11 protein-coding genes are annotated in these 15,054 nt (G+C 40.8%); all 11 read left to right on the top strand.

What is annotated here, in order from left to right; translation table 11 throughout:
- Window positions 1–295 precede the first annotated feature (295 nt).
- A complete protein-coding gene (locus ODQ17_RS10130) occupies window positions 296–637 on the top strand; it encodes a hypothetical protein (RefSeq protein ID WP_322903323.1) in 342 nt (113 codons plus the stop codon).
- An 11-nt stretch (window positions 638–648) separates the two neighbouring features.
- Window positions 649–3,195: a nitrite reductase large subunit NirB gene (gene nirB, locus ODQ17_RS10125; protein WP_322903322.1), complete on the top strand. Its 2,547-nt coding sequence runs from the start codon at window positions 649–651 to the stop codon at window positions 3,193–3,195.
- 12 nt (window positions 3,196–3,207) lie between these two features.
- Window positions 3,208–4,830: a nitrite reductase small subunit NirD gene (gene nirD / locus ODQ17_RS10120; RefSeq protein ID WP_322903321.1), complete on the top strand. Its 1,623-nt coding sequence runs from the start codon at window positions 3,208–3,210 to the stop codon at window positions 4,828–4,830.
- A gap of 18 nt (window positions 4,831–4,848) precedes the next feature.
- Entirely contained in the window at window positions 4,849–7,629 is a 2,781-nt protein-coding gene (locus tag ODQ17_RS10115) for a molybdopterin-dependent oxidoreductase (protein ID WP_322903319.1), read from the top strand.
- A complete protein-coding gene (gene mobA / locus ODQ17_RS10110) occupies window positions 7,626–8,255 on the top strand; it encodes a molybdenum cofactor guanylyltransferase (protein ID WP_151821513.1) in 630 nt (209 codons plus the stop codon). The genes ODQ17_RS10115 and mobA overlap by 4 nt, the downstream gene beginning before the upstream one ends.
- A 148-nt stretch (window positions 8,256–8,403) precedes the next feature.
- Window positions 8,404–10,677, top strand: coding sequence for a molybdopterin-dependent oxidoreductase (locus ODQ17_RS10105; protein WP_322903316.1), 2,274 nt, complete (start codon window positions 8,404–8,406; stop codon window positions 10,675–10,677).
- A 227-nt stretch (window positions 10,678–10,904) separates the two neighbouring features.
- Entirely contained in the window at window positions 10,905–11,945 is a 1,041-nt protein-coding gene (gene moaA / locus ODQ17_RS10100) for a GTP 3',8-cyclase MoaA (RefSeq protein ID WP_322903314.1), read from the top strand.
- On the top strand, window positions 11,946–12,200 hold the full coding sequence (locus tag ODQ17_RS10095) for a MoaD/ThiS family protein (RefSeq protein WP_322903312.1): 255 nt from the start codon (window positions 11,946–11,948) through the stop codon (window positions 12,198–12,200). It abuts the gene before it with no gap.
- A gap of 3 nt (window positions 12,201–12,203) precedes the next feature.
- The gene (locus ODQ17_RS10090; RefSeq protein WP_322903311.1) at window positions 12,204–12,689 is read left to right on the top strand and encodes a molybdenum cofactor biosynthesis protein MoaE; all 486 of its coding nucleotides are present in this window, start codon (window positions 12,204–12,206) and stop codon (window positions 12,687–12,689) included.
- A 23-nt stretch (window positions 12,690–12,712) separates the two neighbouring features.
- Complete coding sequence (moaCB, locus tag ODQ17_RS10085) at window positions 12,713–13,636, top strand: bifunctional molybdenum cofactor biosynthesis protein MoaC/MoaB (protein WP_000799986.1); 924 nt, start codon at window positions 12,713–12,715, stop codon at window positions 13,634–13,636.
- Window positions 13,636–14,871 (top strand): molybdopterin molybdotransferase MoeA, encoded by a 1,236-nt coding sequence (locus ODQ17_RS10080; protein WP_322903309.1) that lies wholly within the window; start codon window positions 13,636–13,638, stop codon window positions 14,869–14,871. Before moaCB ends, ODQ17_RS10080 begins: the two co-directional genes overlap by 1 nt.
- Window positions 14,872–15,054: the final 183 nt, after the last annotated feature.

The raw sequence follows: 15,054 nt of genomic DNA, 5'->3' as shown, positions 1-15,054 counted from the left end.
CTCAGAAATCAGGATTTAGGGGCAATTTTGGATGCTAAAGAGTTGGTGTGTTCGATCTTGGTGCAAAAATACGGTTCATTTTGTGGCAAAGCTTATTTTTATTTAAACCACATAAATGTACAGTGATAGAGCAAGCAAAATAAGGTTTGATTCTTTATTTGCCTATTGAAATAATCTATCTATATGAAATTAATTATAAAAATATTGTTTGTTTAAGTTTTTTAAAATATTGGCATATAAAGTGCTTACTTAATTACAGGTCGAAGATGACCATGAGTTTTAAAGACGGCCAACGATGTCCGTTCTGATCGAGTTTGTGAGTGCAACCGTACACACAAAGAAGTTACGTTCAGTCGGAGTGAAGGTCATGTCTTTATTTTTATTGCATAAAAAAGTTACATCTGAATTATTTAAATTTTCAGTTCCAGCGATGCGAGCCTTCTCTAAGAGGGGGCTCGCTTTTTTTATTTCTTTTTTTGATTTTGCTGTGCATTGGGTGTCGTTAACGAGTGGAAAAAATTGGTTTCAAGCAGCTACATGCCTTGTGAGCTTGATTCATTTCTCGATAGAGCACAAAGCAAAAGAACAATGTCTATTTGAGAACGGAATAACGCAGCTTAAAAGCAACGTGATTTGAGGAGAAACACTATGAAATTGGTAATGATTGGTCATGGTATGGTGGGCCACAAATTCATCGAAGCCATTTTAGAAAAAGCAGATGATGAACTGGAAATCACGATTCTCGCGGAAGAACCTCGTATCGCGTATGACCGCGTACATTTGACAGAATATTTCTCTGGGAAATCGGCAAAAGATTTATCTTTAGCTCGTTTTGACTTTGCTGATGCACATGGCATTGACTTACGTCTAAATACTAAAGCAACTGCAATTGATACAGCTGAGCAAACAGTCACAACCAACCATGGTGATGTGATTAGCTATGACAAATTGGTGTTGGCTACTGGTTCTTATGCATTCGTTCCACCAATTCCGGGTAATGACCGTGAAAACTGCTTTGTTTACCGTACGATCGAAGACTTAGATGCCATTCGTGCAGCGAGTCTCAATGCAAAAACAGGTGTTGTGATTGGTGGTGGTTTACTTGGCCTTGAAGCAGCGAAAGCCTTACGCGACCTAGAGTTGGAAACACATGTTGTTGAATTTGCAACACGTTTAATGGCAGTTCAAATTGATGACTTGGGTGGTAAGGTTTTACGTCGCAAAATTGAAGATCTTGGCGTAAAAGTTCATACACAAAAAGCGACTCAATCTATTGAGTGCGGTGACAGCACAACGCATGTAATGAAATTTGCAGATGGTAGCGAGCTTGAAGCAGATGTCATTTTATTCTCTGCGGGAATTCGTCCGCGTGATGAGCTTGCACGTAATAGTGGTCTTGCGATTGGTGAGCGTGGCGGTATCGTCATTAATGATTACTGCCAAACTTCAGATCAAAACATTTATGCCATTGGTGAATGTGCGCTTTGGCAAAATAAAATTTATGGTTTGGTTGCACCAGGCTATGACATGGCGCGTATTGCAGCAAAACATATTTCCGATGAGGAATGTAACTGCTTCGCTGGCGCAGATATGAGCACCAAGTTGAAATTGATGGGTGTGGATGTTGCCTCTGTAGGTGATGCGCATGCCATGACCCCGGGTGCATTAAGCTACTTCTATGCAGATGAGCATGCGCTGGTTTATAAAAAGATTGTTGTAAATGCAGATAAAACCAAATTGCTGGGCGCAGTTTTGGTGGGCGATGCCAAAGAGTACAACGACCTTTTACAAATGATGCTCAATGGTTTGGCTTTACCGGGAGTGCCTGAAAGTTTAATCATGCCGGGCTTTGAGCAGTCGGTAGGAAAATCTGGTGGTAGCGGTGTAGATTTGCTGCCTGACAGCGCAACAATCTGTTCGTGTAACAACGTATCAAAAGCAGACATCTGCCAAGCGATTAGTGATGGTTCGACCTCTTTAGGTGCATTAAAGAAATGCACCAAAGCAGCAACTGCATGTGGTGGTTGTGCACCATTAGTGACGCAAGTTTTAAAGTCAGAGTTACAACGTCAAGGTGTGACTGTAAATAACCACATTTGCGAACACTTTCCGTACTCGCGTCAAGAGTTGCATCACTTGGTTCGTGTCAGTGAAATCAAAACTTTTGATGATTTAATTCATCAACATGGCCATGGTTTGGGTTGTGACATCTGTAAACCGACTGCTGCAAATATCTTGGCTTCTTGTTGGAATGATTTCGTACTTGAGCCAAGTCATGCAGGTCTACAAGACAGTAATGACTACTACCTAGGGAATATCCAAAAAGATGGTTCTTACTCAGTTGTACCCCGTATGGCTGGTGGTGAAGTGACTCCAGATGGTTTGATTGCGATTGGTCAAATTGCGAAGAAATATAACTTGTACACCAAAATTACTGGTGGTCAACGCGTTGACATGTTTGGTGCGCAAGTTCACGAGCTTCCATTTATTTGGGAAGAGTTAAATGCTGCGGGCTTCGAGTCTGGTCATGCCTACGGCAAATCTTTACGTACCGTGAAATCTTGTGTAGGTAGTACATGGTGTCGTTACGGTGTAGACAACTCGGTTGGTTTAGCGATTGAGCTTGAAAATCGTTACAAAGGTTTGCGTTCACCACATAAATTAAAAATGGCGGTGTCTGGATGTACGCGTGAGTGTGCAGAAGCGCAAGGCAAAGACGTGGGTATTATCGCGACCGAAAAAGGCTGGAACCTTTATGTATGTGGTAACGGTGGTATGAAACCACGTCATGCCGAGTTACTTGCATCTGACCTTGATAAAGCAACGCTTATCCGTTACATCGACCGTTTCTATATGTTCTACATTCAAACTGCAGACCGTTTACAACGTACCAGTGTATGGCGCGACAACATGGAAGGCGGTCTAGATTACCTTAAATCTGTAGTTGTTGATGATTCTCTTGGTTTGGCTGCCGAGCTTGAGCGCCGTATGGAACACATCATTGGAACATACCAAGACGAATGGCGTACAGCTGTCGAAAACCCAGAAGTTCGTAAACGCTTCCAAACGTATATCAACGCAGGCGCAAGTGAGCAGGCCGATCCACACATTCAATTTACAACTGAACGTGGTCAAATCCGCCCATTAACTGAAGCTGAACGTTCTGAAGACCGTATTCCAATGGTTGAAGCATAAAGGAGAGTTTCTATGAATATTGTACAAGATAAAAATATGCTTCCTGATGATCAGTGGATTGACGTTTGCGCACTCGATGATTTAACCCCAAACACTGGCGCGGGTGCGCTAATCGGTGGCCAAGCGGTAGCAATCTTCCGTGTGGGGCATGAAAAACGAGTTTACGTGCTGAGCAATAAAGATCCGTTTAGCCAAGCCAATGTCATGAGCCGTGGGATTATTGGAGATTTACAAGGCGAACGCGTCATTGCATCACCAATCTATAAACAACATTTCAGCTTAGCAACAGGGCGTTGTTTAGAGGATAAAGACCAAAAGCTTTCAGTTTATCCGAGCAAAATTATTGATGGCCGTGTTTGGGTCAATGCAGTACCGCAAAAAACTTATATTACCAATACAGGTGTATCACAAGACAAACTTAGACTGGTGCTGATCGGGAATGGTTTAGCAGGAATGCGTTGTCTGGAAGATTTACTCGATATGGCACCAGACCGTTATGAAGTTACGGTGATTGGTGAAGAACCTTGGGGTAACTATAACCGTATTATGTTGTCTCCGGTTTTATCGGGTGAAAAAACCATTGAAGATATTATGCTACATCCACCAAAGTGGTACGACGATAAAGGCATTAAATTTATTGCCGGTGATAAAGCCGTAAAAATTGATCGTCCACGTAAAGTGGTTTACACAGCAAAAGGCCAGACAGTTGATTATGACCGTTTGATTCTGGCAACAGGCTCGGCACCATTTATTCCACCAGTTCAAGGTGTCGACTTAAAAGGTGTCTTAACTTTCCGTGATATTTATGATGTTAACACCATGATTGAGTACTGCGGTTTAAAAACCAATGCAGTCGTGATTGGTGGCGGTTTGCTGGGTTTAGAAGCTGCGTATGGATTAAAACAACGCGGTATGAATGTCACTGTCCTGCATTTGATGGACCGCATTATGGAGCGTCAACTTGACAGCCGTGCTAGCCAGTTACTTCGTCATAGCATTGATCAAAAAGGTATTAACATTATTACCGAAGCTAATACCGAAGCGTTAATTGGTGATGAAAATGGTCATGTGAAGCAAATACGCTTGAAAGATGGCACAGTTTTAGATGCTGACCTTGTGGTATTTGCAGTGGGCATTCGTCCAAATATTGCTTTGGCCCAAAGTGCTGGTCTACGCTGCAATCGAGGTGTGTTGGTGAATGACACCATGCAAACGTTTGACCCAAGTATTTACGCGGTGGGTGAGTGTATTGAACACCGTGGACAGACCTTTGGTTTAGTTGAGCCACTATGGGGCCAAGCTTTTATTTGCGCGACTCATTTGGCTGAACACGGCAGCTTAACTTTTAAAGCACCGACCGTACCGACTCAGTTAAAAGTCAGCGGTGTCGATGTGTTCTCTGCGGGCAATTTTGAGCCGAAAGATGACTATGAAGACATTATCCTGAACGATGAAAAACGCCAGATTTATAAACGTATTATTATCCAAAGCGATCGGGTAATCGGTGCAGTACTGTTCGGTGATACTGAAGATGGCATGTGGTATGCAGAGTTAATAGCAGACCAAACCGCAGTCTCATCATTTAGAAATAAGTTGCTATTTGGTCGAGATTTTGCATTAAAAAATGCAGGCTAAATAGGGAAAGGAGCAGTTATGAATAGTATCCCAAGCGTTGAAGTCGATAGCTCCGATCATGTTGCAAAAACAATCAAAACAACATGTCCATATTGTGGGGTGGGTTGCGGTGTTAGCTTAAACATCCAACAAAAACCTCAAGGACCTGTGGTGCAAGTTGAGGGGGATGCTGAGCATCCTTCCAACTTTGGGCGCTTATGTATTAAAGGTAGCCGACTTGCAGATACTTTGGGGTTAGAAACACGTGTTTTACAACCAATGATGGGGCGAAAAGCTGATCGGGTGGTAACCACATGGGATACAGCAATTAATAAGATTGCTGATAAATTCCAATCTTGTATCGATCAATATGGTCGTGACAGCATTGCATTTTATGTTTCTGGTCAGCTTTTGACTGAAGACTATTATGTGGTGAACAAGTTTGTAAAAGGCTATTTGGGTACTGCAAATATCGATACCAATTCACGTCTTTGCATGTCATCTGCCGTTGCGGGCCATAAACGTAGCTTTGGTGAAGATATTGTCCCTGCAAGTTATGAAGATTTTGAACATGCAGACATGGTGGTATTGGTAGGATCTAATACTGCATGGTGCCATCCTGTGCTTTATCAACGGATCATGCAGGCTAAAAGCCAAAATCCAGATATGTTTGTGGTCGTGATTGACCCACGTTTTACCAGTACCTGTGAACAAGCGGACTTGCATTTGCCGATTTTACCGGGCCAAGATGTCGCTTTATTTAATGGCTTATTTCAATATCTATATCAAAAAGGTCATGCTGATCAGGCCTTTGTAGATGCCTATACCGAAGGTTTGCAAGAAGTTTTGGCAAGCAGTCAGCCAGAAACTGATATTGAATATGTGGCAAAGCGTACAGGTATTGCACTCGATAAATTACAGCAGTTTTTTGAAAAATTTGCACAGACTGAAAAAGTCATCACCCTATTTTCAATGGGTGTCAATCAATCAAGTCAGGGAGTCAATAAAGCCAATAGCATTATTAACTGCCATTTACTAACAGGCAAAATTGGTAAGCTCGGTGCCGCTCCATTTTCAATGACAGGACAACCTAATGCGATGGGTGGACGAGAAGTCGGTGGCTTAGCCAATATGCTGGCTGCGCATATGGATTTAGATAATCCACTACATCAAAAACTAGTGCAAACTTTTTGGGACAGCCCATTTATTGCGACTCAAGCTGGCTTAAAAGCAGTTGATTTGTTCCGTGCCGTTGAAGCTGGAAAAATTAAAGCCATCTGGATTATGGCAACTAATCCGGTGGTGAGTTTACCCGATGCCGATCAAGTCAAACGTGCATTAGAGAAGTGCGAGCTGGTGGTCGTGTCAGATATCTGCGCAGATACGGATACTACGGCTTACGCCGATATTTTGCTTCCAGCTTTAGGGTGGGGTGAAAAAGATGGCACAGTGACCAACTCTGAACGTCGTATTTCACGCCAGCGTGCTTTTTTACCTGCGCCGGGTGAAGCAAAAGCAGACTGGTTGTCTGTCAGCCAAGTCGCGAAAAAATTAGGCTTCAATGGTTTTGATTTTGCGAGTGCTGTGGATATTTTCAATGAGCATGCAGCGTTATCTGCACAAGACAATGCAGACATAAATGCTCGTGCAGAAAGTAATAATTTCCGTTATTTCAATCTAAAAGGTTTAATGAACCTAAGTAATGCTGAGTACGACGCTCTACAACCAGTGCAATGGCCAGTGTGGAGTAAAAACCAAGACGCTAAAGCCGTTCAACAACTATTTGGGAAAGGACTGTTTAGTCATACAAACGCCAAGGCAAAACTGATCCCAACTGTTGCAATTGATCCAGTACATGCAGTTTCAGAAGACTATCCACTCATTTTAAACACAGGGCGTATTCGTGACCAATGGCACACCATGACGCGTACTGGTTTGTCACCAAATTTGACTAGTCATCGTGCTGAACCATTCTGTGAGATTCATCCGAGTGATGCCTTAAAGTTTGGTATTCGTGATCAAGGCTTGGTAGAAGTTCGTTCGAAATGGGGCAGTTGTGTACTACGTGTGACATTTTCATCGGGTGTGCGTCGTGGGCAAATTTTTGCACCAATTCACTGGACTGAACAAGTTGCGTCCGATGCGCGTATTGGTAAAGTTGTTAATCCAGAAGTTGATGCAATTTCAGGTGAACCCGAGTTCAAACATACACCTGTTACCATTCAACCGTTCTATACCACTTGGCAGGGTGTGCTTTATGTACGTGAAGGATACGATGCATATATCCAAGAATCGCTACATCACTGTGCATGGTGGACCAAGGTCAAAATGTTGAAAACCAACCGTTACGAACTTGCAGACCGTCAAACTTTTCATGACACTCAAAAGAACTTAAAAAGCTTTTTACCGTTTGTAGATGAAACTTTTGAATGGCTGAGTATTGAAGATATTTCATCACAATTAAGTCATAGCGTTGTTTTGAAAGATGGCATCGTAATTGCAAGTCTATATATTGCACCGCCAGATTTATTGCCAGATCGTGATTGGGTGGCAAGTCTGTTTAAACGCGAGCGTTTAAGTGCGTTACACCGAAAAGCATTACTGGCCGGCATGCCAATGTCTGCTACAAATAATGACGGACCTTTAGTCTGTAGTTGTTTTAAAGTAGGTAAGAACAAAATTATAGATGCAATCAAAACTCAAAATATTACTCATGAAAAACAAGTGACAGCTTGTTTAAAAGCAGGTGGTAATTGTGGTTCATGTTTACCTGAAATCCGTGGCTTGATTAAAGCTTGCCAACAGGAGGTGGAAGTGTGAATAAGGGGTATCCCGTAACTGATGTGGTCATTCTGGCAGGTGGACAAGCCCGCCGTATGAATGGTTTAAATAAGTTGTTACAGCAATTTGATGGTGAAACTCAACTCATTAAAATTCATCAGAAATTAAGATCATCCGTGTCTGAAATTTGGGTGAATAGTCATCGTGATTATTCAATTTATCAAAGTATTGTGCCTGATATTCAATGTTATCAAGATGATGCAGCCGGTTTTTTCGGTCCACTGATGGGAATGAAAAGTGCATGGTCAAATGTAAGCGCAGACTATGTTTTGTTTATTCCTTGTGATGTGACCTATATCCCTACGCAAGTCGTTGCCAAATTACATGGCGCACTTCGGAAAAATAAACAGGCTCAGGCAGCCTATGTTTCAATTAATGGAGATGCCTTATATCCATTTTGCTTATTAAAACGTGAAAGCCTCATCACTATAACGGAGCAAATTGAAAAGCAACGATTAAGTTTGAAAGAATGCTTTAAGCTTTTGCATGCGCAAGTCGCTATATTTCAAAAACAGAATCTTTTTTTTCATAGTATTAATTCATTGGATGAGCTTCAGCAATACAAACAAATCAAAGCATTTAAAGAAATTTTTACAGCAAATTAACTTCGGATATTAGCGGTTTAAAATTTACATTGGTCGAGTGAACCACATTTTTAATCTTTGTGCGGTTGACTATTTATTGTTTAAGTTCTATTTTGGAACTTGATGTTTTTATTCTAGCCAAATGTATAAAAATAAACGGAGCCAGAAAATGATGGATGTAGTGCAGCAAAATAAAACAGATGTGACCGCATGTATTTTGTGTTCTAGGAACTGTGGTTTAAGTGTCGAAATTAATGATAATCAGTTTGTCAAAATTAAAGGCAATCCTGAACATCCATTTTCTCAAGGCTACATTTGCCAAAAAGCTGCCAGATTACAGCATTACCAGAAACATGCAGACCGTTTGACTACGCCTTTAAAACGTCAGCCAGATGGCTCATTTCAAGAAATTAGTTGGGATGTGGCGATACAAGAAATTGCCGATCAATTGGTTCAGATTAGAGATAATTTTGGCGGGACTGCTTTTGCTTCTGTTGGGGGCGGTGGTCAAGGCAATCATCTAGGTGCAGCGTATGGCCGACAGCTCTTGCTGGCCATGAAAAGTTATTATGCTTATAACTCACTTGCTCAAGAAAAAACAGGTGATTTCTGGCTCAATGGGCGTTTGTTCGGTAGTCAGGCTTGCCATACCACCGAAGATGTTGAACACGCTGACTATGTACTTTTCATTGGGACAAATCCTTTTCAGGCCCATGGCATTCCCAACGCGCGAGACACCCTAAAACATATTAAGAAAGATCCGAACCGAACCATGGTGGTGTTTGACCCACGTGTTACCGAAACAGCCAAACAAGCAGATATTCATGTGCAATTAAAACCTGGAACAGATGCTTTTTTAATGTCGGCGATGATTGCGATCATTATTAAAGAAAACCTTTATGATGCGGCGTTTATTGAGCAGCATACACAAGGTTTTGAAGACGTAAAAACTGCATTTAGCCGTGTGCCGATTGAAGAATATATTGCCAAAGCAGATGTTCCAGTCGACTTGATTTACCAAGTGGTTCGAGATTTTGCTAAAGCTAAAAGAGGCTGTGTTCGGATTGATTTGGGTATTCAACATACTTTAAATACGACATTAAACGGATATTTAGAAAAACTACTGTACTTAGTGACTGGAAACTTTGGAAAGCAGGGTACCAATAATTTACATACCATGTTTATTCCAATCTTAAGCGATACAGATGAAAGAAAGCCGAAATATAGACGTAGTGTTTATCATAAAATGTTCCCTATTTCTGGGTTCTTCCCGCCTAATATTTTACCCGATGAAATCTTAAACGCAGGGGAAAAGCGAATTCGTGCTGTGTTTGTAGATAGCTGTAATCCGTTATTAACTTATCCAGATACACTTGCCTATGAGGAAGCATTTAAAGCATTAGATTTGTTAGTTGTGGTCGATGTTGCCATGACGGAAACCGCTAGGCTTGCTGACTACATTTTGCCAGCGCATACCCAGTTTGAAAAATGGGAATTTACTGGTTTTAATCTTGAGTTTCCTAAAAATGGTTTTCACCTACGTCATCCTGTATTGACCGCTCAAGCGAATACTTTGCCAGAGGCAGAAATTTATACACGATTACTTGAAGCTATGCAGGTGATTCCAAAACGCTTTCCAATTTTAGAAAAAATAGCTTCAGTCGACTCGAAAAAAACAGCCTATTTACCGTACTTGTCGGCATTAGGTCTTACTTTTGCACGAAATAAAAAATACCTTCCTTTTGCAGCCTCAATTCTCTATCGCACTTTAGGTAAACACTTAGAAAAATCAGCTGGTTCAGTTGCTTTTTTATTGCCGCTATCGATTCAATATGCTGTTTTACACACCAAAGCGGTACGCCGTGCAGGTTACAAAGGTAATCCTTTAACTTTAGGCATTCGGTTATTTGAACAAATTTTAAAGCAACGTTCAGGTGTCGTGTTATCGCAACATGAATATGACGAAATATGGAAACTGGTTGCTTATAAAGATAAGAAAATACGTCTTGCTATTCCAGAGATGTTAACTGAGCTAGCAAATTTAAAAAATCATCAGGTTAATGTTGAAGAATTTCCATTCATACTTTTATCAGGTGAGCGACGTAGCTATAACGCCAACCAAATTTACCGTGACCCTGCTTGGCGAAAAGTAGATGCAGAAGGTGCACTACGTATTCATCCTGAAGATGCAAAGCACCTAAATGTAGATGCAGGAGGTCAGCTTAAATGTATTTCACAACATGGAGAAATTCAGGTTACTGTAGATTTTGATGAGGGAATGCGAAAAGGGGTAGTTTCACTTCCACATGGTTATGGCATGCGCTTTCAAGGTGGTGAACCCATTGGACCACAATTAAATCGACTGATTTCCGCTGAACATTGTGATCCATTATCTAAAACGCCGTACCATAAATATGTACCCATCCGCTTAGAAAAGTGCTAGAAATAATGTAAGGCAAATAAGAGATTAATGCTGCACCAACTTTATACAGTTTTAAAATTACAGTGAAGTGGTGCAGCCAAAGGTCTATCAAAAAACCGAAAAAGTTATGGATGATAAATAGAATTGGAACAAATTTTGCATAAAAATCAGAGCACTATTGAAGAGCAATTTTCTATTTTAATTGCCCAGAAAAAGTGCCAGCAATATTTGAACTGTTCTCGACATGAGTGCAAAAGATGAAACAATACCACTCTGAAAATACGCTATCTGTTCTACAAGACCAATATGGGCGTATCAAGCGAAAGTTACGAATTTCGGTAACTGATCGCTGTAATTTTAAGTGTGTATATTGCATGCCTGAACATCCTGAATGGTTAAATAAACAAGACTTGCTTAGTTTTGAGGCGCTCTTTCAGTTTTGTCGTTTTATGGTGCAACAAGGTATTGAAAGCATCCGTATTACAGGCGGCGAACCATTAATGCGTCAAGGGATTGTTCATTTCGTTCGTGATTTACAAGCTTTAAAAGCATTAGGTCTAAAACGCATTTCAATGACCACCAATGGCCATTATCTTGCTAAATACGCTAAGCAGTTAAAAGATGCTGGTTTAGATGATTTAAACATTAGTTTAGATAGTCTTGATTCAATTCAATTTAAAGAACTCACCAAGAAAAAGTTAGAACTAGTTCTTGAAGGTATTCAAGCTGCAAAAGATGCAGAACTACCTTTTAAAATAAACTGCGTGTTAATGAAAGATAAAAATGACGATCAAATCCTACCTATGGTGAGATGGTCAATCGCCAATCATATTCCGCTACGTTTTATTGAGTTTATGCCGCTTGATGGTGATGCACTCTGGTCAAATAAAGATGTGGTGAGTGAAGCTGAAATTTTACAGGCGTTGCAACCGCATTATTCGGTACAGGTTGTTGAGCAACAACATGAGCCAGCGCGTCAATATCTACTTAACAATAGCTACGCTCTAGGCATCATTTCTACCATTACTCACTCATTTTGCCACCAATGTGACCGCATACGACTAACGGCGCAAGGTGAGCTATATAACTGTCTCTTTGCTCAGCAGGGTTTAAATATTAAGCCGCAGCTTCAAGCACTATTACGTGCACAGAACTCAACTGATCATGTGCTGCATAGTCAGCAGTTAAAAGATCAAGTTATGCCGTATATCTGGAATAAAGCCAAAGGCTTTCATGCCTTACAACATCAACAAACCCGTAAAATCAGTATGCATATGCTTGGGGGATAAATGCAGCAATCTATCCAAATTAAAATCGAATCATTTGGTGCAATTGAAAAATTGCTTCCACAAAATCTTTCGTTAGTTTGTCCCACCGATATTTTAGTTAAAAATGTCTTAGATGAAATTGTTTCATTGCATCCAGAATGTACACAGGCCATGGAAAAATGTGCATGCGCTATTGGCGATAATGTCATAACAAGGCAAGCTGCCTTAAATCAGCCATGTACTTTAGTTTTATTATCACCAGTTGCAGGAGGATGAGCCATGCGAGATTTTGCACGTATACAAGAGCAGGCTTTAAGCCTTGATATCTTTGATCCGATTGAATCATTTCCTGAATGCGGTGGAATCGATATTTTTATGGGTACAGTTCGTAACCATCATGAAGGTAAAGCTGTTAAAGCACTGAAATATACCTCGTATAAACCGCTTTCTGAAAAAATGATACGTGAAATTGAACTGGAAATTGAGAAAAAGTATCAGGTATCTTATGTGCGAGTGGTTCATCGGATTGGATATCTAGAAGTCGGTGAAACAGCAATCATTGCAATTGCTTATGCAGCCCATCGCCGTGAAGCTTTTCAAGCATGCGAAGAAGCGGTTGAGCGGGTAAAACATGAAGTGCCTGTATTTAAAGAAGAGTTCTTTACAGATGGTACAAGTCACTATGTAGAAGGCTGCTGTATTCGTAAGGATGCACCGCAAGAACACAAGCATCACCATCATGCCGGCCATGAACACTCACACTGAAATAAGCAAGACTAGGATAAATAATGAAAAATGTAGGAATGAAGCCGGAGAGTTATCGTGTTGCTGAAGCACAAGCAATTTTATATGCACCACCACACTGTATTGAGTTATTAAGACAAGGAAATACTGAAAAAGGGGATGCATTAAAAACTGCACGTGTGGCAGGAATTTTGGCAGCAAAACGAACTGATGAGCTGATTCCTTTGTGCCATCCATTGCCGATTTATCGTGCAGATGTTGAATATGAATTAGAACATGATTTTGTAAAGATTATTACCGTGGTCGAAACCATTGGTCCAACTGGCGTAGAGATGGAGGCCCTAACGGCTGCAAGTCTTGCAGGCTTAACCATTTACGACATGTTAAAGCCACATTGTGAACCAGAAGAGCTCTGGATGGATCAATGTAAATTGCTTAAGAAAAAAGGTGGAAAATCACACTTTAAGCGGGTTCTTCGTCAACCCGTTTCAGCTGCTGTTATTGTGTTATCCGATACCGTAGCAGCGGGCAGAAAGCCCGATACTGCCGGAAAATCTGTGGTTGAAACTTTAACCGAGGCAGGATTCGATCCGATTCACTACCAGATTTTGCCAGATGAAGCGGATACTTTAAAAAACTTAGTGCTTGAGCTGAGCAAATCATATGCTTGCATTATGACCGTCGGCGGTACGGGAATTGGTAAGCGGGATATTACGGTTGATACGCTAGAGCCACTTCTTGAGCGTAAGCTAGATGGGTTAATGGAAGCTGCGCGTTCATTTGGACAAAAACGCACGCCATATGCTGCAATGTCGCGTGGAGTAGCTGGTTTTATCGACCGTTCTCTAGTGGTGACTTTACCGGGAAGCCGTGGTGGAGCAAGTGAATCAATGGCTGCTATTTTACCTGCCTTAGTCCATATTTTTGATGTTTGCCGTGATTTACCACATCCGGGAGGCTATGAATAATGTCAGGTTGTGGTACAGAACGTGGGTTGATTAGCGTAGATGAAGCAATTGAGCTGATTAGTAACCGACCTAAAAAATTAGGCTCAATTCAGCAAGTTCTTCAAAATAGTCTAAGTAGATATCTTGCTAAAGAAATTTATTCAGAAATTAATTTGCCAAGCTTCTCTCAAAGTGCTGTAGATGGTTACGCACTTTGTAGCCATGCAGAAGATTTAAATAATCAAAAGTTTCAGGTTACTGGCGAGATTCGCGCCGGAAGCGAAAGTCATGACATTCTGAGTGAAGGACAGGCAATTCGTATATTTACTGGTGGCAAAATTCCTGAAGGCACAATGTATGTTGCGAGGCAAGAAATAGTAGAGGTCGTTTCAGCGCAAGAAATTTTGTTAACTGAACATATTCGCCCTCAAGCCGATATCCGTTTTACGGGTGAGGAAATCCAGAACGGGCAGTTGCTTGCCCAAGTTGGACAGTTTCTAAATATTGGAAGCTTGGCTGCCTTAAGTATGGCGGGTGTACAAACGGTAGACGTTTATCGTGCGCCGAAAGTTGCTGTTTTAGTCACGGGTGATGAAGTTGCCGAAAAAGCAGAAGATCTTGCAGAAGGTAAAATCTTTGATGCAAATGGTCCATTACTAAAAGCTTGGTTTGAAGATTATGGCTTAGAGATTGAACTCATTCATGTGGCAGATGAAGCGGAACAAGTCACGCATTACTTTGATGAGTTAAAAGATAGTCATGATGTCATTATAACCACAGGCGGAGTGTCAGTAGGTGATTATGACTTTGTTCGACCATGCGCTTTTGAGGCTGGCTTTGAACAGATCTTTTGGAAAGTAAAACAAAAGCCGGGTAAGCCACTCTTTTTTGCTGAATATTCTCACACGGAAAAAGATCAGTGTTGTTATTTGCTGGGGTTACCGGGTAATCCCGCTGCGGTCTATGTATCAATGCAAGTTTATGGGAAAACATTGCTCGACACTTTGCAGGGAAATCAAGCAGGGCCGGATTGGTTTAGTGCAATTTTAGATCATGATTTAAAAGAAGATGCGCGTGAACGTTTTCTAAGAATGCATGCTTATTTTGACAATGGACAACTTAAAGTTAAAAGTCTGGCAAAACAGCAATCACACATGCTCAGTAATTTAATGCAGGCCAATTGTCTGGTGCGAATTCCAGCAAGTGTGAAACTAGAAGCAGGTCATATTTTGAAGGGTGTATTCATCTCAAATTAATGATGAGTAATAATAGATATAACTCACTATACAATTGGGTGGGTTATATTTGTTAAGCGAATTTATATAATAACTTTTTATTTTTTTATAATAAAAATTCTTTTATAAAGTTGATAAGAAGTTATTTTTATAATGAATCTTGCATAACTCGTGGTAAGTGGTTTAGGGTATAAACAATAGGGC

The organism is Acinetobacter sp. IRS14, assembly GCF_034650275.1.
Lineage (GTDB): Bacteria > Pseudomonadota > Gammaproteobacteria > Pseudomonadales > Moraxellaceae > Acinetobacter > Acinetobacter oleivorans.
The sequence above is the reverse complement of the archived record's forward strand: the minus strand, read 5'-3'. Positions and strand labels throughout refer to the sequence as shown.

Excerpts from the sequence above, each read along its gene's own strand:
- ODQ17_RS10130 (WP_322903323.1), top strand. The coding sequence starts at position 296 with ATGTCCGTTCTGATCGAGTTTGTGAGTGCAACCGTACACACAAAGAAG.
- nirB (WP_322903322.1), top strand. The coding sequence starts at position 649 with ATGAAATTGGTAATGATTGGTCATGGTATGGTGGGCCACAAATTCATC.
- nirD (WP_322903321.1), top strand. The coding sequence starts at position 3,208 with ATGAATATTGTACAAGATAAAAATATGCTTCCTGATGATCAGTGGATT.
- ODQ17_RS10115 (WP_322903319.1), top strand. The coding sequence starts at position 4,849 with ATGAATAGTATCCCAAGCGTTGAAGTCGATAGCTCCGATCATGTTGCA.
- ODQ17_RS10105 (WP_322903316.1), top strand. The coding sequence starts at position 8,404 with ATGATGGATGTAGTGCAGCAAAATAAAACAGATGTGACCGCATGTATT.
- ODQ17_RS10095 (WP_322903312.1), top strand. The coding sequence starts at position 11,946 with ATGCAGCAATCTATCCAAATTAAAATCGAATCATTTGGTGCAATTGAA.
- ODQ17_RS10090 (WP_322903311.1), top strand. The coding sequence starts at position 12,204 with ATGCGAGATTTTGCACGTATACAAGAGCAGGCTTTAAGCCTTGATATC.
- moaCB (WP_000799986.1), top strand. The coding sequence starts at position 12,713 with ATGAAAAATGTAGGAATGAAGCCGGAGAGTTATCGTGTTGCTGAAGCA.
- ODQ17_RS10080 (WP_322903309.1), top strand. The coding sequence starts at position 13,636 with ATGTCAGGTTGTGGTACAGAACGTGGGTTGATTAGCGTAGATGAAGCA.